16 protein-coding genes and 1 riboswitch are annotated in these 17744 nt (G+C 64.4%); of the genes, 10 read left to right on the top strand and 6 right to left on the bottom strand.

Annotated elements, in window-relative coordinates:
* Positions 1-41: 41 nt before the first annotated feature.
* Both PQR67_RS16555 and PQR67_RS16560 read right to left on the bottom strand, forming a co-directional pair.
* Positions 42-974, bottom strand: coding sequence for a LysR family transcriptional regulator (locus tag PQR67_RS16555; protein WP_408461112.1), 933 nt, complete (start codon positions 972-974; stop codon positions 42-44).
* Between the two features lie 210 nt (positions 975-1184).
* A complete protein-coding gene (locus PQR67_RS16560) occupies positions 1185-1955 on the bottom strand; it encodes an AraC family transcriptional regulator (protein WP_408461296.1) in 771 nt (256 codons plus the stop codon).
* 221 nt (positions 1956-2176) lie between these two features.
* On the opposite strand from PQR67_RS16560, the gene PQR67_RS16565 reads away from it, so the two are divergent.
* From PQR67_RS16565 to PQR67_RS16575, 3 genes are all read left to right on the top strand, one after another.
* On the top strand, positions 2177-3619 hold the full coding sequence (locus tag PQR67_RS16565) for an efflux transporter outer membrane subunit (RefSeq protein WP_408461114.1): 1443 nt from the start codon (positions 2177-2179) through the stop codon (positions 3617-3619).
* Positions 3620-3704: 85 nt separating this feature from the next.
* Positions 3705-4838 (top strand): HlyD family secretion protein, encoded by a 1134-nt coding sequence (locus tag PQR67_RS16570; protein WP_408461117.1) that lies wholly within the window; start codon positions 3705-3707, stop codon positions 4836-4838.
* The gene (locus tag PQR67_RS16575) at positions 4835-6421 is read left to right on the top strand and encodes an MDR family MFS transporter (protein ID WP_408461120.1); all 1587 of its coding nucleotides are present in this window, start codon (positions 4835-4837) and stop codon (positions 6419-6421) included. Before PQR67_RS16570 ends, PQR67_RS16575 begins: the two co-directional genes overlap by 4 nt.
* A gap of 16 nt (positions 6422-6437) precedes the next feature.
* Here the strand turns inward: PQR67_RS16575 and crcB are convergent, their stop codons facing one another.
* Positions 6438-6818, bottom strand: a complete 381-nt coding sequence (crcB, locus tag PQR67_RS16580) for a fluoride efflux transporter CrcB (protein WP_120343380.1) — start codon at positions 6816-6818, stop codon at positions 6438-6440.
* Between the two features lie 80 nt (positions 6819-6898).
* Positions 6899-6962: riboswitch (Fluoride riboswitch) on the bottom strand.
* 145 nt (positions 6963-7107) lie between these two features.
* Here crcB and PQR67_RS16585 point away from each other — a divergent pair.
* The gene (locus PQR67_RS16585; protein ID WP_408461123.1) at positions 7108-7455 is read left to right on the top strand and encodes a DUF190 domain-containing protein; all 348 of its coding nucleotides are present in this window, start codon (positions 7108-7110) and stop codon (positions 7453-7455) included.
* A 21-nt stretch (positions 7456-7476) separates the two neighbouring features.
* Here PQR67_RS16585 and PQR67_RS16590 read toward each other — a convergent pair whose 3' ends face one another.
* The gene (locus tag PQR67_RS16590) at positions 7477-8679 is read right to left on the bottom strand and encodes an ammonium transporter (protein ID WP_408461126.1); all 1203 of its coding nucleotides are present in this window, start codon (positions 8677-8679) and stop codon (positions 7477-7479) included.
* A gap of 409 nt (positions 8680-9088) precedes the next feature.
* Between PQR67_RS16590 and PQR67_RS16595 the strand changes: the two genes are divergently transcribed.
* Positions 9089-10840 (top strand): sensor histidine kinase, encoded by a 1752-nt coding sequence (locus tag PQR67_RS16595; protein WP_408461129.1) that lies wholly within the window; start codon positions 9089-9091, stop codon positions 10838-10840.
* Between the two features lie 28 nt (positions 10841-10868).
* Here the strand turns inward: PQR67_RS16595 and PQR67_RS16600 are convergent, their stop codons facing one another.
* The gene (locus PQR67_RS16600; protein WP_408461131.1) at positions 10869-11195 is read right to left on the bottom strand and encodes a hypothetical protein; all 327 of its coding nucleotides are present in this window, start codon (positions 11193-11195) and stop codon (positions 10869-10871) included.
* A 132-nt stretch (positions 11196-11327) separates the two neighbouring features.
* On the bottom strand, positions 11328-11909 hold the full coding sequence (locus PQR67_RS16605) for a DJ-1/PfpI family protein (RefSeq protein ID WP_408461134.1): 582 nt from the start codon (positions 11907-11909) through the stop codon (positions 11328-11330).
* Positions 11910-12149: 240 nt separating this feature from the next.
* Here PQR67_RS16605 and PQR67_RS16610 point away from each other — a divergent pair, with 240 nt between their 5' ends.
* The 5 genes from PQR67_RS16610 (at position 12150) to PQR67_RS16630 (ending at position 17652) form a co-directional block, all read left to right on the top strand.
* Positions 12150-13184 carry an ABC transporter substrate-binding protein gene (locus PQR67_RS16610; RefSeq protein WP_408461137.1) on the top strand — a complete coding sequence of 345 codons (1035 nt, stop codon included), beginning with the start codon at positions 12150-12152 and terminating at the stop codon, positions 13182-13184.
* A gap of 45 nt (positions 13185-13229) precedes the next feature.
* Complete coding sequence (locus PQR67_RS16615; protein WP_408461140.1) at positions 13230-14219, top strand: quinone oxidoreductase family protein; 990 nt, start codon at positions 13230-13232, stop codon at positions 14217-14219.
* A gap of 90 nt (positions 14220-14309) precedes the next feature.
* Entirely contained in the window at positions 14310-15602 is a 1293-nt protein-coding gene (locus PQR67_RS16620; RefSeq protein ID WP_408461142.1) for an MFS transporter, read from the top strand.
* A 12-nt stretch (positions 15603-15614) separates the two neighbouring features.
* Positions 15615-16292 carry a response regulator gene (locus PQR67_RS16625; protein ID WP_408461145.1) on the top strand — a complete coding sequence of 226 codons (678 nt, stop codon included), beginning with the start codon at positions 15615-15617 and terminating at the stop codon, positions 16290-16292.
* Complete coding sequence (locus PQR67_RS16630) at positions 16273-17652, top strand: sensor histidine kinase (protein WP_408461148.1); 1380 nt, start codon at positions 16273-16275, stop codon at positions 17650-17652. Before PQR67_RS16625 ends, PQR67_RS16630 begins: the two co-directional genes overlap by 20 nt.
* Positions 17653-17744 lie beyond the last annotated feature (92 nt).

Consider the following 17744-nt stretch of genomic DNA (forward strand, 5'->3'; position numbering starts at 1 on the left):
AGGCCGTAGACCCTCTGACGAAGACACGCGCAGAACTCAGTCTAAGCTGTGATTGAGTGGCAATCCTGATTGTTTTCCTGGCTATTCTCCTGACTGCCGCGTTGCATCTGAATATGCGCTTTCGTGAAATCGATCCACGCGCGTATTTTCGCGTCGAGATATTGTCTGGACGCGTACAGCAGGTACAGGTCGGTTTCGTTGATCGTGTACTCCGGCAGCACGGCGACAGCGTTGCCGGACTGGATCTCCTGCGCGGCGATATACGAGGGTAAGGGCCCAATACCCATGCCTTGCCGGATGGCGATTGCGAGCGAACGTCCGGCGTCGACGGTTAGCAGAGGATCGATGCACACCATGATCGTCTCCGAACCGCACTTCATGGCCCATTCGCGGTCGCGAAACGCCGGGCCGCCAATTTGCAGGCAGCGGTGCGCTGCAAGACCGGCGAGCGAGCACGGCATGCCGTGTTCTTCGACATAGTCAGGCGACGCGCACAACACGCTTCGAATCGTGCCGACCTTCACCGCGACCAGATTGGACTCGGGAAAATGGTTGGCGGCGATCAAGGCAATATCGTAGCGTTCGCGAATCAGATCAGGCATCTGCGATGCCACCGTCAAATCGAAGTTCACCTGCGGATATTGGCGCTGGAATCCAGCCGCGAGGGGGAGCACGAAGTGATCGGCCAGACTCGCACTGCAATGCACCCGCAGCGTACCGCGTGGCTCGGCGCAGGCGAGATTCACTTCACGTTCAGAGGCATCCAGCGCATGCAGGACTTCGTGCACGCGCGTCAGATAGCGCAAACCGACGTCGGTGAGCGCCATTGAACGCGTCGTGCGATGCAGAAGACGCGTGCCAAGATGACTTTCGAGTTGAGCGACGGCACGCGACACGTGAGGCGTGGAAAGGCCGAGTTGTTCCGCGCTGCGAGTAAAACCGCCGGTGTCGGCGAGCACCGAAAAAACGCGCATGCAATGAATCAGATCCAGTCAAATTCTCCCGGTCGACAAGGTTGGATTGCCGGGCGCGGATTTCTTGCTGCCTTGAACCGCGCACCTTGGCGTTGGCAGTCTAGTCGACAACACCGGCGCACCGCGCGCGCGAATCTTCAACTGATCGTCGCGAATTGGACACCCCGAACGGGATACGGTTTGGCATCGATCCCTTGTCTTGAGGCAGCCTTATCTGAAGTACTCGCTGGGCGCGACTCCCAGCACTTTGCGAAACATCGCCGCGAATGCGCTCGGACTGTCGTAGCCGTGTTCAAGCGCGACATCGAGTACCGATGCGCCGGTTGCCAGTTGCGGAAGGCTTAGCAGAACCCGCGTGTGGCGGCACCACGAACCATGCGTCATGCCGGTTTCGCGCTGGAACGCCCGGGCGAAGGTGCGCGGATTCATGTTGGCCCGGCGCGCCCAGCCTTGCAGCGTCGCGTCGAGCGAGGGCTGCGCAATCAGTTCGGCGCACAACTCGACGAGCGCCGGATGACGCGGCATCGGCACGTGCAGGAGCAGGGGCTCGGCCATGCAGATATCGTCGAGGATCAGTTCCTGCACCCGCCGTTCCCGTTCACTGTGCCCGGCGGCCGGTCGAATGCCGACCGCGGTCACGATCAACTCGCGCAATAGCGCGCTCACCAGAATCACCCTGCAACTGTCGGGCAACGCGTCGCGAGCGTCGGGTGCGGCATAGACCGTGCGGATCTGCACGTCGCTCGCGATTTCGATTTCATGGCGCACGCCGCCCGGCACCCACACCGCGCGCCCGGTCGGCACGATCCAGCTGCCGGCGGCCGAACGCACGATCATCACGCCTGAAATGGCGTAGATCAATTGGCCGCTGCTGTGCGTGTGGGGCGCGAATACCGTGCCTGCGGGCTGATCCGTGGCGAGCACGGTGACGGACGCGACTTCAAGCGCTTTCTGGCTTTCGAAAAAACCGAAGCTGTCCATTTCGCGATGATGCATGGCAATTCTTCGGGAGATGACCGGAGCACAGGACTCTACCATCTGGCCTTCGACTCCACTGCCGAGCTTCTGTCATGGTTCCTCCGGGCGCTTTCCGCACTACGTTCAATCACGCTTTTGATATCGCTGTCAGTACCGCTTTTTGCACCGTTGTTCGGCGCACCGGTCATTCCCTAGTCCGCCCCGGCACAAAGCCCCGCTCGCGCGTGCGGCGCCGCTTCGCCGCCTCGCCTCTGCGCGTGGTCTGCGTTGCGGCGTTCGCCCTGCTTGGCTCGGCGTGTTCCCTTGAAGCGCCGTACCGCGCGCCGCAGTTGCCGGCGGCTGCATCCGCGCCGTTCACGTCGGCAGACCATGCGCCGGTTGTGCAGCAACCCTTGCCTGACGACTGGTGGCGTCTCTACCAGGACCCGGTGCTGGACGGTCTCATCCAGGACGCCCTCGAGCAGAACCGCGATCTCGCGGTCGCACTCGCTCGGCTTGCGCGTTCGCAAGCGGTGGTGAACGAAACCGGCGCCGCGCGCTTGCCCGATACGCAGCTTGCACTCGGCGGCAACTACGGCAAGCAGAACGCCGATCAGATCGTCGCGGCGGCGCGGCGTGAGTCGGCTGACACGCGCTGGGCTTACGCGCCTTCGCTGGCGGTCTCGTACGAAGTGGATCTGTGGGGACGCGTACGTCATCTCGTCGATGCATCGCAAGCCGATGCCGACGCGATGCAGGCGGCCACCGACGCGGTGCGCGTCTCGGTTGTCGCCTCGACGACCGATGCGTACCTGCACGCCTGCGCCTATGGCGAACAGATCGACGTGGCCAACCGGTCGCTTGGGATCGCTCAACGCCTGGTGGATCTGACCATCCGGCAGCGTGATCGCGGACTGGTATCCGAGCTCGAGGTGACTCGCGCCGCCGCCTTTCTCGATGAGACTCGCGCGACGGTGCCGACGCTCGAGGGCAAGCGTCGCGCCGCGCTGTTCGAACTGGCCGTGCTGCTGGGCCGCCCGCCGGGCGAATTTCCCAGGGCGGCCGAGCAATGCCGTGTCGTGCCGGTGCTCAGCGCGCCATTCCCGGTTGGCGACGGCGCCGCCTTGTTGCGCCGCCGCCCCGATCTGCGCGAAGCGGAGCGCAAGCTGGCCGCCGCCGATGCCCGGGTTGGCGTCGCGCGGGCGGATCTGTATCCGTCGATCGTATTGGGCGGCTCGGTGAACCTCCTGTCGACGACCGGCAGCCTGGCCTCGCTCGGCGATCAGTACGCGGTGGCATGGGGCGTCGGGCCGTTGATCAGCTGGCGCTTCCCCAACATGGCCGTGAGCCGCGCGCGGCTGGCGCAGGCAAAGGCGGATAACACCGAAGCGCTCGCGCAGTTCGAGCACAACGTGCTCACGGCATTGAAGGAATCCGAGCAGGCGCTGACGTTCTACGGCGCGCAATGGGAGCGTCAACGCGCATTGCAGGCCGCTCGCGCGAACGCTGCCCGCGCCTTCCATCTCGCGGAACTGAACTATCAGGCAGGGGCACTGGACTTTCTCGATGTGCTCGATGCCGAACGCAGCCTCGTTGCCGGCGATGCGGCGCTCGCGGTGTCGACCGAAGCGCTCGCATCCGACCAGGTCGCGGTGTTCAAGGCACTCGGTGGCGGCTGGCAACACTAGGCCATCGTGCATCGCACATCGCTTATTACGCGCCACGTCCCGGCATCGCTTCACATGTCCGTTAATTTTTCATCAAGGTCCCGTTATGAGTACCACTGTCGTTCCAGAAAAGACGTCGCCATTTAGCAAAAAAACCCTTGTGCTCGCGGGCACGCTTATCGCAGCCGTTGGGCTGGTGGTGGTGGGCATTCGCTGGTGGAGCGTCGGCCGTTTCATCGAAAGCACCGACGACGCCTACGTGCGCGCGGACGTGGTGACGATCAGCTCGCGCGTGCCGGGCTATGTGACGGGCGTCGATGTCGACGACAACCAGCCGGTGCACAAGGGCGACGTGCTCGCGCATATCGACAGCGCGGACTATGCGGCCAAAGTCGCCAGGGCTCAGGCGACGGTCGATACGGCGCTCGCGACCGTGCACACGGAGCAGGCGAGCGTCGCCACGCTCGATGCGCAGATCGCCCAGCAAGGCAGCGTGATGGAGGCGGCGCGGGCGGACGTCGACGCGGCGCGGGCGGGCGCGAACCGCCGCAAGTCGGACGCCGAACGCTACCGGCAACTGGCGGCCGAACAGGCGTCGAGCGCGCAGCGCTGGGAACAGGCGCATGCCGATTCACTCACCGCCGACGCCGAGCTGGCCAAAGCCGCCGCGACGGTTCAAGCCCAGCGGGGCCAGCAAACCGTGCTCGAGAAGCGCAGGGCGCAAGGCATGGCGGCGATCGAGCAGGCGCAAGCCCAGCTCGAGGTCGCGCGCGCCGCCCTGGCGCTCGCGCAGATCGATCTCGATCGCACGACGATTCGCGCGGCGAGCGACGGCACGGTCGGCCAGCGCACCGTGCGAGTGGGGCAATACGTCGAGACCGGGCAACCGCTGCTCGCCGTGGTGCCGCTTCAGGATGTCTACGTGATCGCCAATTTCAAGGAAACGGAAGTCGCCGCCATGAGCGCGGGTCAAGCGGTCGAGATCGACGTCGACACCTACGCGGGCCATCCCTTGCATGGGCGCGTGCTGAGCATCGCACCGGGTTCGGGGGCGCAGTTCGCGTTGCTGCCGCCCGATAACGCGACCGGCAACTTCACCAAAGTCGTGCAGCGCATTCCCGTGAAGATCCAGGTGGACGCCGGTCAGCATGACGCGATCAGCTTGCGGCCGGGCATGTCGGTCGTTGCGCGGGTGCATACCGGCGCCCCCGTGGCGCAGCCTGCGGCGAGCCGCTCATGAGCACGGCGAGCGCTTCTTCCCGTACGCATGATCCGGTCTCGCTGCGCGCGTGGGTGGCGGTGCTCGGCGGCGTGTTCGGCTGCTTCATGGCCGGCATGAACGTGCACGTCACCAATGCATCGCTGCCCGATATTCGCGGCTCGCTCGGCGCGAGTTTCGAGGAAGGCTCGTGGATCACCACGGCGTATCTGGTCGCGGAAATCATCGTCATTCCGTTGACCGGCTGGCTCGTGCGGGTGTTTTCCATCCGCCGCGTGATGCTGGTCGGCACCAGCGGATTCCTGATCTTCTCGCTGGTGTGTTCGGTGGCGCCGACCATCGATGCCATGATCGTGGCGCGCGCCTTCCAGGGGGCGTTCGGCGGCGTGCTGATTCCGCTGTCGTTTCAGCTGATCCTGACGGAGCTGCCCGCGTCACGGCATCCCCTCGGCATGGCGCTGTTCGCCGTCGCCAACAATGTTGCGCAGGCGGCCGGGCCTTCTCTGGGCGGCTGGCTGACCGACATGTATTCGTGGCGCTGGATCTTCTATCTGCAGATTCCGCCCGCGCTCGTCTTGCTGGGCGCAATCGGCTGGGCGATCAAACCCGAGCCCGTGCATCTGGACCGTCTGCGCAAGGCGGATTGGCTTGGCATCACAGCAATGGCCATCGGACTCAGCGCGCTGCAGATCGTGCTGGAGGAGGGCGGACGCAAGGACTGGTTCGGCTCGAGCTTCATTGCGAACATGTTTCTGGTCGCGGTTGTTGGACTGACGGTGTTCGTGGTGGTACAGCTTCGCCGCGAGGAACCGTTCATCAATCTGAGGTTGCTCGGCCGCTACAACTTCGGCATTGCCAGTCTGATGCAGTTCCTGTTCGGCGGCGTGGTGTTCGCGGTCGTGTTTCTCGTGCCGAATTACTTTGCCGAACTGCAGGGTTACAGCGCGCGGGATATCGGCGTCATGATGGTGCCGTACGGACTGGTTCAGTTCGTCATGTCGTTCCTGACGCCTCCTTTAATGCGCCGCACCAGTGCGCGCACGGCCATTATCGCCGGCTTCACGCTCGTCGCCGTCGGCTGCCTGATGAACATTCATCTCGACGTGAACGCATCGGCGAACGTCGTCGTCCCGTCGCTGATCGTGCGCGGCATTGGACAGTCGCTGGTGGTCGTCGCACTCGGCGTGATGGCCGTCGACGGCATCGAGAAAAGCCAGCTCGGATCCGCCTCGGGCCTGTTCAGCATGGTGCGTAATCTGGGCGGTGCGATCGGCATTGCGATCGCCAGTCAGATCGTGGTGGAACGCGAGAAGCTGCACGCCTCGCGTATCGGAGAAGCGATCACGCCGTTCAACGGCGCGTTTCAGGAGCGCATGATCGGCATGGTCCGGGTGTTGACTCAGGGGCATGTGGGCAGGGCCGAGGCCATGGCGGCATCCGGACTCGCCGGCACGCGCGAGGCGGCGCTCGGAATCGTCGACAGGATAATCGGCCGCGAAGCGCTTCTGATGGCTTACAGCGATACCTTCTATGTGGCGGGTATCGCCATGCTTGGATGCACGCTGGCCGCGTTTGCGTTGCGCGGCCGCAGGAAAAGCGGGTAGTCCCGGCAGTTGGTTTTCAGCGCGACAGCAAGGAAACGGTTGCGATGCCGAGGATCGTCATCACGAGCGAAGCCGCCACGTGAATGACGATCTCGCCTGCCGCCCAACCGAGCCGGCCGTCCTGCAAGCGCTGCACGACTTCCGCCGAGAACGTCGAAAAAGTCGACAGGCCGCCCATCAAACCCGTGATCACGAAGAGCCGCCATTCGGGCGCGATCTGCGGCGCCCGCGCGAACCCCGCGACCGCCACGCCGATGACATAACCCGCAATCACGTTGGCGGCGAAGGTGCCGAGCGGCATGCCCGTGAACACGCCGTTCAGACGAATCCCGAGAAACCAGCGGAACAGCGAGCCGAGCGCGCCGCCGATGCCGACCGCGAGAATGGACAAATACATGGAAAAGGTCTCTGGCGAAGCCAAAAGATCGACAAACCGGGCTCGAGCGGTAGGCGTGATGCCGCGTCCGCGGTGGTCCGGGCGAAGCAGGCATCATCAGCCATCAAAGGGCGGTTAATGGAGAATGCCATCTCCAGCGCGCAAGTCTAGCATCCACGGGACATTGGGGACAGGTGAGCGCGGCGGCGGCGCGCACGTGCTCGCCGCATGGCATGGAGCGTGATCTAGAATGAATGGAGAGCCTTCGAGCGTCTGCCGTGGGTTCGTTGTCACTGTGCGGGAGGCCGCCATGATGAAGGGCTACCAGCTCACGTTCTATACCGAGCAGAACAAGCACCACCGCCATCAAACGGTTGTCGAATGTTTGCTGTCGATCGCGAAGCGCGCCGGCATTCATGGCGCGACCGTCGTGGCGGCGGCCGAAGGGATCGGCCACGCGGGCGCGCGGCATGCAGCGCGCTTCTTCGAACTGGCGGATCAACCGCAGCAGGTGATTTTCGCGGTCACCGAAGGCGAGGCGGAAGCCTTGCTCGAGGCCGTGCGCGAGAGCAACGTCCCGGTGTTCTACACACGCTGCCCGATCGAATTCGGGCTGCTCGGCGAACATACGGGCGCGAAGCAGCCAGCGCACCCCTAAGCCTCGCGTGCGGCTAAGTCCTCAGCCGACGCTTTCGCGCTCCGGTGTGGCCGAAATCCTGTGGATCGACAGGTCCGCTCCGTTGTATTCGTCTTCCTGATCGAGCCGCAAGCCCACCGTCAGGCGAATCGCCCCGTACACCATCGTGCCGCCGAGCAGCGCCACCACGATGCCGCCCAGCGTGCCGACCACTTGCGCGCCGAACGATACGCCGCCCAGTCCCCCGAGCGCATGCAAGCCGAAGATGCCGGCCGCGAGGCCGCCCCATGCGCCGCATAGACCGTGCAACGGCCATACGCCGAGCACGTCGTCGATGCGCCAGCGATTCTGCACGCAGGTGAACATATAGACGAACAGCGCACCCGCAATGCCACCCGTGACCAGCGCGCCGAGCGGATGCATCAGGTCCGAGCCGGCGCATACTGCCACCAGCCCGGCAAGCGGGCCGTTGTACGTGAAGCCGGGGTCGTTGCGGCCCGCGAGCCACGCTGTGAGGGTGCCGCCGACCATCGCCATCAGCGAATTGACCGCCACGAGGCCGCTGATCTTGTCGATGGTCTGCGCGCTCATCACGTTAAAACCGAACCAGCCGACCGTCAGCACCCATGCGCCCAGCGCGAGGAACGGGATATTCGAGGGCGGATGCGCGGCGATGCCGCCGTCGCGGTGATAGCGGCCGTGGCGTGCGCCGAGCAGCAGCACGGCCGGCAACGCGACCCAGCCGCCGAACGCATGCACGACCACCGAACCGGCGAAGTCATGAAACGGCGCCCCGAATACCTGGGTCAGCCAGCCCTGGATACCGAAGCGGCCGTTCCACGCGATCCCTTCGAAGAACGGATAGACGAAGCCGACCAGCACGAAGGTGGCGAACAGTTGCGGATTGAATTTCGAACGCTCGGCAATGCCGCCCGACACGATCGCCGGAATCGCCGCCGCAAAGGTCAGGAGGAAGAAGAAGCGCACCAGCGCATAGCCGTTATGGGCGGCCAGCGATTCGGCGCTACCGAAGAACTGCACGCCATAGGCGATCGTGTAGCCGATGAAAAAATACGCGATCGTCGAGACCGAGAAGTCCACCAGAATCTTGACCAGCGCATTGACCTGATTCTTTTTGCGGACCGTGCCGAGTTCGAGAAACGCGAATCCCGCATGCATGGCCAGCACCATCGCGGCACCCAGTAGAAGGAAGAGGGTGTCGGTGCCGGTTTTCAAACTTTCCATTGAGGTGTCCCGCTTATGCCAAAAAAGCGGGCATTGAATGCAAGAAGCGGGCCAAATTTGTGCCAACAGAGGTCGATGAGGTGCAAAAGCGCACCGGAATAGGTTTTGTATGCTGTGTTGCCGATTGAGTGGCAGCCCTCCCTTGCACCTCGAATGACGGAGAAAGCACAACTTGAGTGCATGATGGTTTCACCCCGGTCCTCATGATCCAAATAGGGGCGAAATATTCGATTTTATTTACGTTTAATTCAAATACCTGACGCTCTATGCGCAATCGTTGCGCATAGAGCGGTTTGTGAAGGCGCAAACAGGGTTGGTGGCGCGCCGTCTTTGTCTTCCTGCGCAAACGCCGACATAATGTGCCGTCCCCGTGCATGATCTGCCGGCCACCGACCTCTAATGCGCACGCATGAGACTGACCACTAAAGGCCTGTTGCTGATCGCAATTCCGGCTTTCTTCGAACTGGCGCTGCTGTCCGGCCTGGTCAAGGCGCAGTCCGACACGGCGCTCGCCGAGCAGTGGGCTATCCATAGCGAAGACGTGCTGCGCCAGACCACCGCGATTCTCGATCCGGTGCTGGGTGAGTCCGTGGCGCTGCGCGGCGCGGTGCTCGCCAACAACACGCGCTTTACCACGCCGGTCACGCTGTGGATGGACGTCGATCGCCGCATCGATCAACTGGCCGAACTGGTTGCCGACAACCCGGCGCAAGTCGAGCGCGTGGTGCAGGTGCGCCAGGCGGTGCAGGGGTATCGCCAATGGTCGGACCGGGTTCAGGACATGCTGCATTCGGGGCGGCGGCGCGATCTGCTCGATCGCTTTCGCGACCTGAGCGCGGCCGACGTGCTCGACCGTTTCCGTCAGCAGGTGGCGGCCTTCCAGGCCGAGGAGCGGCGCCTCGACACGTTGCGCTCGAGTGCCGCCGGCGCCGCGCGCGAACGCCAGCAGATGCTGGTCGTCGCGGCCGTGCTCGGCTCCTTGCTGTTTGTTGCGCTGGCTGTCTGGTTGTTCACGCGTGGCGTGCGCGGCCGGCTCGCGCTCCTGTCCGATAACGCCGGGCGCCTCGCGGGCAACGAGCCGCTGGCGCCAATCGGCGCGGGCCGCGACGAAATCGCCCGGCTCGATCTGACCTTGCATGAAACCAGCCGGCGTCTGCTCGAAGCCGAGCGCATTCAGGCGCGTTTCCAGGCCGATCTCGCGCGCCGCGCCGGTGAACTGGCGCGCATCAACGAGACCTTGCGGCAACAGACCCAGGAAAACGAAATGTTTATCTACAGCGTGTCGCACGACTTGCGTGCACCGCTGGTGAATCTGCAAGGTTTCTCGAAAGAACTGACGCGCGCCTGCGACGAACTGCGTGCGGTGCTGCGCCAGTCGTCGCTCGCGGCGCAACCGCGGCAGCACATCGAACGGGTGGTGGACGAGGATATCGGCGAGGCGTTGCACTTCCTGCAGACGGCCGTGTTGCGGGCATCTCATATCATCGACGCGCTGTTGCGGCTGTCGCGTGTCGGCCGGGTCGAGTACCGGCAGCAAAAGGTCGAAGTGCGCGATATCGTGCCGCGCGTGGTCGATGCCATGCAGGGGTCGATCCGCGCCCGCCGGGCGCATGTGATCGTCGACGAACTGCCGGCGGTGTGGGGCGACCCGACCGCGCTTGAACAGGTGTTCGCGAACCTGATCGGCAACGCGGTCAATTATCTTGACCCGGCGCGCGAAGGCCTGATCGAAATCGGTACGACGCCGGCGCCGCCGGGCGTGCATTCGCTACGGATTTTCTACGTGCGGGACAATGGCCTGGGCATTCCGGCGGTCGCGCTGCCGAGGCTTTTCAACGCGTTCCAGCGGCTGCACGGCAATGTGGCCGCGGGCGAGGGCATTGGTCTTGCGCTCGTGCGGCGCGTGGTGGAGCGCCACGGCGGGCGAGTGTGGGCGGAGTCGAAAGAGGGGAAGGGCACGACGTTCTATCTGTCGCTGCCCGAAGCCGCGGCGCGGACCGCGCAGCGGTCTGTCGAAACGCCTGTCACGCTGGCGGAGGGCGCTCACGCGGTTCGTGGTGGACGTGAAGCGCGTGCGGGCGTCGGGGACCGCGATGGTGCGGAACCTGGTGGTGGTGCGGCGCATGTTGCCGACGCCGCGCCCGGCATCGGTACGCGCTAACCAGTGCGCAGTAATCAGTACGCAGCAATCAGTACGCAGTAAAGAGCCGGCGTGATTTGAGCAGTTTGCTGCCGCGAATCGACCAGTAGCAGCCGCAGCAGGTCAGGATCGCAACGCCGGTCAGCGCTTCGAGCGGCGCCGGGTGCAGGCCGGGCAGGCCGTCGAGCGCAAACAGGCCGCGCGCGGCGATCAACAGCGCCGCCCATAACGCGCACGCCGCTTGTACCAGTAGGCGCGTACCCGCCAGACGCCGTGCGCGGTTTTCTCGCGACCAGTTGGCCCGTGTGCGCGCACAGAAAAAAGCAATGGCCATCAGTGTGACGGCGAGGATGACGATCCAGTCAGTCAGTTCCATCGAAAAAGGCTCCCAAGTCAACCGGCGACTATAGGAAAGTCTTTCGCTGAGAACTATCGGACTAATCTCAAATGAAGGTGTGGTTTTAGCGCGCGCACATGGCCGTGAGGGCCATGCGCGCTTGCCTCGAGATCAGAGTTCGATCCGGGTGCCGAGCAGCACGAGGAATTGACGCAGCCACTCAGGGTGAGCCGGCCACGCGGGCGCGGTCACGAAGTTGGCATCGGTGATCGCCGCGTCGACCGGAATGTCGGCATATTCGCCACCGGCCAGCTTGACTTCGGGCGCGCAGGCCGGATAGGCGGAAATGCGCTTGCCGCGAATCACGTCGGCGGCAGCCAGTAGTTGCGCCGCGTGGCAGATCGCGGCGATCGGCTTGCCCGCTTCGGCGAACTGCCGCACCAGTTCGATGACCTTGTGATTGAGCCGCAGATACTCGGGCGCGCGGCCGCCCGCGATCGCCAGCGCGTCATATTGACGGGGGTCGGCGTCGTCGAAGGTTGCATTGAGCGTGAACTGGTGGCCAGGCTTTTCCGTGTAGGTCTGGTCGCCTTCGAAATCATGAATGGCGGTCTTGATCTTCTCGCCGGCTTTCTTGTCCGGACAGACCGCGTCGACCACGTGGCCGACGGCCTGTAGTGCCTGAAACGGCACCATCGTTTCGTAATCCTCGGCGAAGTCGCCGGTCAGGAACAGAATCTTCTTTGCTGCCATCGCATGCCTCCAGTTGATCAACGGAATACATCGAGCGGGCAGTCAGTCTACTCCAACGCGTTTGACAGAACCGCGACGAACAGGCGTTGCCGGCACGCCGCGCGGATCGGAAACGAATCGGGAAACTACTGAGAAAACAGTTTGCCCACGGAAAGCAATCAGAAGGGCGCCTTTACTTATACTGCCTCGCATGCCAAAGCCTGCCCTGACAGGCGCTGTTTCAACTGTGAGGAGACAGGAATGCCGCGCCACACCGCAACCCTGATCCGCGTACTGTTCTGCATCGTGGCGCTGACGGCGGTACGCGTCGTGAGCGCGCAACCCATTGTGCTGATGACCGGCGGTGCCGCAAAACTGATTTATCTGCCGGTGATTCTTGCAGACCAGCTCGGCTATTTTCGCCGGGAGGGGCTCGATGTGCGCGTGGTCTCCGCGCCCGCCGGCATCGATACGTCGACGGAACTCGTGGCGGGTGCGATACAGGGCGCGGTCGGTTATTACGATCACACAATCGAGCTGCAAAGCCATGGTCTGGATGTGCAGTCGGTGGTCGTGCTGGGCTTGTCTGCCGGTCTCATCGAACTTGGGCGGCGCGGCGGCGGCATGGCGACGATGGCTGACGCGAAAGGGCGCCGGCTTGGCGTGACCGGCTTCGGATCGTCGACTTACTTCCTGACGCGCTACCTCGTCGAGCGCGCGGGCGTGCCGTCCGGCGAGTACACGGTGGTGCCGCTCGCCAACGAGTCCGCGTTCGAGCAGGCCATTGTCGACGGCAAGGTCGATGCGGGCATGATCGAAGAGCCGACTGCGACACGCATGCTGACTCGACTCGAAGCCACGCCGCTCGTCGACATGCGCAGCGTAAAAGACACGCGCGCGCAACTGGGCGGAGCGTACGCGGGCGCGTGTCTCTACATGCAACGCGACTGGATCGATCTCCACCAGGACGCGACGGCGCGGCTGGTGCATGCCGTGCGTGACGCGCTGCGTTTCATCCAGACGCATGACGAAGCCGCTATCGCGGCCGCTGTACCCGCAAGGATCCGGGGTGACGACCCGGCGCTCTACCGGCAGGCGCTGGCGATCGCAAAACCGGCGTATTCGCCGACCGGCGCGATGCCGGCGGACGCACCGGCCACCGTGCTCGCGGTGCTGGCCCGCGCCAACCCCGAGATAGCGCAGCGGCACATCGACCTCGCGCGCACCTATACCAACCGCTTCGTCGCGCCTGCACCCGCGGGCGCATCGGACGAGCGGGCCGCAGGGTCGCACTGAACCTCGCTACCCCATTCTGTTTGCACATACCGGAGATTTTTTGCCATGCGAGCCATCCAGATTCACGAGTACGGCGGCCCCGAGGTGCTTCGGCGCGTCGAGATCGACGTGCCGAAGCCGTCGCCCGGCGAAGTGCTGGTGCGCGTCGTTACGGCAGGCATCAACTTCATGGACGTCCACACGCGGCAGGGCAAGTATCGCGATTCGCGCACGTACCCCGTGAGGCTTCCGTGCACGCTCGGTATGGAAGGCGCGGGCGAAGTCGTCGAAGTGGGCGCGGGCGTCACGTCGTGTCGCAAGGGCGACCGGGTGGCCTGGTGCATCTCGTGGGGCGCGTACGCTGAGTATGCGGTGGTGCCCGCCGCACGTCTCGCGAAACTGCCGGACGGGATCGGCTACGACATCGCCGCCGCGGCGATTTTCCAGGGGGCGACCGCCCACTATCTGCTCGAGGATGTCGCGCACATCGGGCCGGGCAGCACGTGCCTCGTGCATGCGGCGTCCGGCGGTATCGGACAGTTGCTGGTGCAGCTTGCGAAGCGGCGCGGCGCGCAGGTGTTTGCCACGACCAGTTCGCCCGACAAGGCGGCGCTCGCGAAATCGCGCGGCGCCGATCACGTGCTGATGTACGAGGACGGCGCGTTCGCCGACCGCATCCGCGAGCTGACGCATGGCAAAGGCGTCGACGTCGTGTTCGACGCGGTGGGCCGCACGACGCTGCGCGACAGCTTCCGGGCGACGCGAACACGTGGCCTCGTCGTCAACTACGGCTCCGTCACCGGCCCGATGCGCGACTTCGATCCGTATGAGCTGGGCGAGGCCGGCTCGCTCTTCCTCACGCGGCCACGCCTGGCCGACCATCTCGCCGATGGTGAAACCGTCCAGCGGCGCGCCGACGATATCTTCGACGCCATCCAGCAGGGCGCGCTGCGCGTGGAGATCAACGGCCGTTACACGCTGGACACCGTCGAGGCGGCGCACGCCGCGCTCGAAGAACGCCGTCAGGCGGGCAAGGCCGTGATGGATATCGCCTAGCCGCCCGATCTACCCACTGCAACGATTGCCCGGCACACGCCACGCGTGCGCCGGTTGTCGAAACTCGTCCTTACGCTATCAGAGAGCACCATGGAACCAGCCATTACCCGTCGTCCGGAATCGCTGTTTCGAGCAGTTTTCCGCGTGGTCAGCGGCAACTTTCTCGAGATGTATGACTTTACGGTCTACGCCTATTACGCCGGTGCGATCGCCCACACCTTCTTTCCCGCGGACAACGAATTCGTCTCGTTGCTGCTTGCGCTTTCCGTGTTCGGCGCGGGCTTCCTCATGCGGCCAATTGGTGCGCTGGTGCTGGGCGCGTACATCGACCGTCACGGGCGGCGCAAAGGCCTGATCCTGTCGCTCGGGCTGATGGCGGTCGGCACCGCATGCGTGGCGTTCGTTCCCGGCTATGCGACGATCGGCATCGCGGCGCCTGTGATCGTGCTGATCGGGCGTCTCCTGCAAGGCTTCTCCGCGGGCGTCGAACTCGGCGGCGTGTCCGTCTATCTCGCGGAGATCGCACCGCCCGGCAAACGCGGTTTCTTCTGCTCGTGGCAATCGGGCAGCCAGCAGGTCGCCGTCATCTTCGCGGCGTCGCTCGGCGTGCTGCTCAATCAACTGCTGCCCGCGAGCGCGGTGAGCGCATGGGGCTGGCGCATACCGTTCCTGATCGGCTGCCTGATCGTGCCGTTTCTGTTGCTCATTCGGCGCACGCTGCGTGAGACCGACGAGTTCGCGGCGCGCAAACACCATCCGGGATTCGGCGAAATCATGAAGTCGATGCGCGACAACGCGGGTCTGATCGTGACGGGCATGGGGCTCGTCGTGATGACCACCGCCTCGTTCTATCTGATCACGACCTACACGCCGACGTTCGGCAAAACCGTGCTACATCTGTCGGCCATCGATTCGCTGGTCGTCACCGTCTGCGTGGGCGTATCGAACCTGTTCTGGCTACCGATTTCCGGCGCGGTGTCCGATCGTGTCGGACGGCGTCCCATCCTGCTACTCTTCACCGTGCTCACCATGGCGACGTCGTATCCGGCGATGCGGTGGCTGGTCGCGGCGCCGTCGTTCGAGCGGCTCCTGCTGGTGGAGCTCTGGTTTTCGGTGCTCTATGCGTGGTACAACGGCGCCATGGTGGTGGCGCTCACCGAACTGATGCCGGCCCACGTGCGCACGACTGGTTTCTCGATGGCTTACAGCCTCGCTACGCTGGTCGGCGGCTTCACACCGGCCGTCTCGACCTCGCTGATCCACTTCACCGGGGACAAGGCCGCGCCCGGCGCATGGATGGGTATGGCCGGATTATGCGGCGCCGTGGCAACGCTGCTGCTCTACCGTTCGCGACAGGCGCGCAACGGCTACAAGATGGCATAGCTTTTCTGGGCAATGAGACTTCTGCTGATCGAAGATAACCGGCAACTCGCGCATTGGTTGTCGAAGACCTTGACCGACGAGGGTTTCCTCGTCGAGCACGCGCTCGACGGCGAAACCGCCGAGGCGTTACTGCGCGACGCGCGCTACGACGTCGTGCTGCTCGATCTGAACCTGCCGGGTATGTCAGGCAAGGCGCTACTGCGCCGCATGCGCAAGAATGCCAACGACACGCCCGTGCTGGTCCTGACCGCAACGGGCGATGTCGGCGAAAAGGTGATCTGTCTGAGTGAGGGCGCCGACGATTACGTCGTCAAGCCCTTCGACGACCGCGAACTCGTGGCGCGCATCAAGGTGCTGGCGCGCCGGCATGCGCCCGCGCGCTCGAACCGCATCCGCTGCGGCAGCTTGCTCTACGACATGGACCGCCGCCAGTTCTTCGTCGACGATGACCCGCTGTCGCTTACGCCGCGCGAGCATGCCGTGCTCGAAGCGCTGATCCTGCAAGCGGGGCGCACGGTGTCGAAGGCCGTGCTGGCCGAGGCCGTGACCGATAAGGACGCACCGCCAAGCGGCGACGCGATCGAAATCTACGTGTCGCGTCTGAGAAAGAAGATCGAGAAGAGCACGGCGGCCATCATCACGCTGCGTGGGCTCGGCTATCTGCTGGAAAATGAAGAACCGCAAGCGTAGCCTGCGCGCGCGGCTCCTGCTCTGGGTCATTGTGCCGATGACGGCATTTGGCCTCGTCGCGGGCTGGCTCACGCTTGCCAACGCGCGGCGCACGGCCGATCTGCTGCAAGATGCGGCGCTGCTCGCCGCCGCGCGCGTGATGGCGGCCGACGTGCGCTGGAGCGGCAACGATCTGGTCGCCTCCGTGTCGCCCAGCACGATCCAGATCGTCGGCACGCCGCAAGGCGATCAGGTTTTTTATCGTGTCGAGATCGCGGGCGGACCCGTCATTGCCGGGACCTCCGATTTTCCGCGGACGCGCCCTTCGGATTCGCCCTATTGGTACGACGCACGTGTCTCGCAGATGCCGATCCGCGCCGTCACGCTAAAGCGGCCCATGTACGACGCCGGCAGGATCGTCGACGTCGTGGTGTCGGTTGGGCGCACGCAGATCGCCCGGGACGCGATGGTCGCGTCGCTGTGGAAGCCGCAACTCGCGTATATCGTCAGCAGCATCGCGGCGGCATTGGTGCTGGTCTGTGTTGGGCTGACGCTGGAGCTGCGGCCGCTCGAAAGACTGGCGAGAGGTCTCGCCGCGCAGCCGTCGCTCACGCGGGTTCGAATCGATACGGCCGATGTCCATGCCGAGCTGCATCCGCTGATTGCCGCTTTCAATGCCTGTCTCGACATTATCGAGCGACAGGGATTGACCCAGCGGCGTTTCATTGCCGATGCCGCGCACCAGATCCGCACGCCGCTGACGCTGCTCGGGATGCAACTGCAATACGCGCGGCGTCAGGGCAGCCTCGACGACGTGAGAGAAACGCTGCTGGCCATGCACCACAGCAACCGGGCAATGGTTACGCTGATCAATCAACTGCTGATGCTTGCGCAGGCCGAGGCGGCCGACTACACGGCGTTCGAAGGAGAAGTAGTCGACGTGCGGGAAGTCACGGCACGCGCGATCGAGAAACTCGCGCTGGCTGCACGGCGTCGCGGCATCGAACTCGTCGTCTCCATCGCAGCGCCGCTCTTCGTCACGGGCAGCGAGACGCTGCTTTCAGAAGTGCTGTCGAATCTGCTGGACAACGCGATCCGGTACTCACCCCAAGGCACGCAAGTTACGATCGAGGCGAGTCAGACGGAGGGGGTGGTCGGCATCCATGTGCTTGACGACGGGCCCGGCATTCCCGCGGCGTTGCGTGAGCGCGCATTCGAGCCGTTTTTTCGTGCCTCTGACGAAGAGGGCAGCGGGCTGGGACTTGCGATCGCGAGAGAGATCGTACGGGCGCACCGAGGAACGATTTCGCTTGAGGATGCGCCCGGTGGCCATGGATTGCTCGTGAAGCTCACCTTTCCAGCGAGCGAACTGCCCTCGTAGGCGGTTGCGAGGCGGTATCGATACGGCACCGATGCGCCGGCGATTGCGGCCCAACAGACGGCTCCAGGGTCGAGCCTCGGGCGCAACGGCGT

Source organism: Paraburkholderia fungorum (genome assembly GCF_046026025.1).
GTDB lineage: Bacteria > Pseudomonadota > Gammaproteobacteria > Burkholderiales > Burkholderiaceae > Paraburkholderia > Paraburkholderia fungorum_E.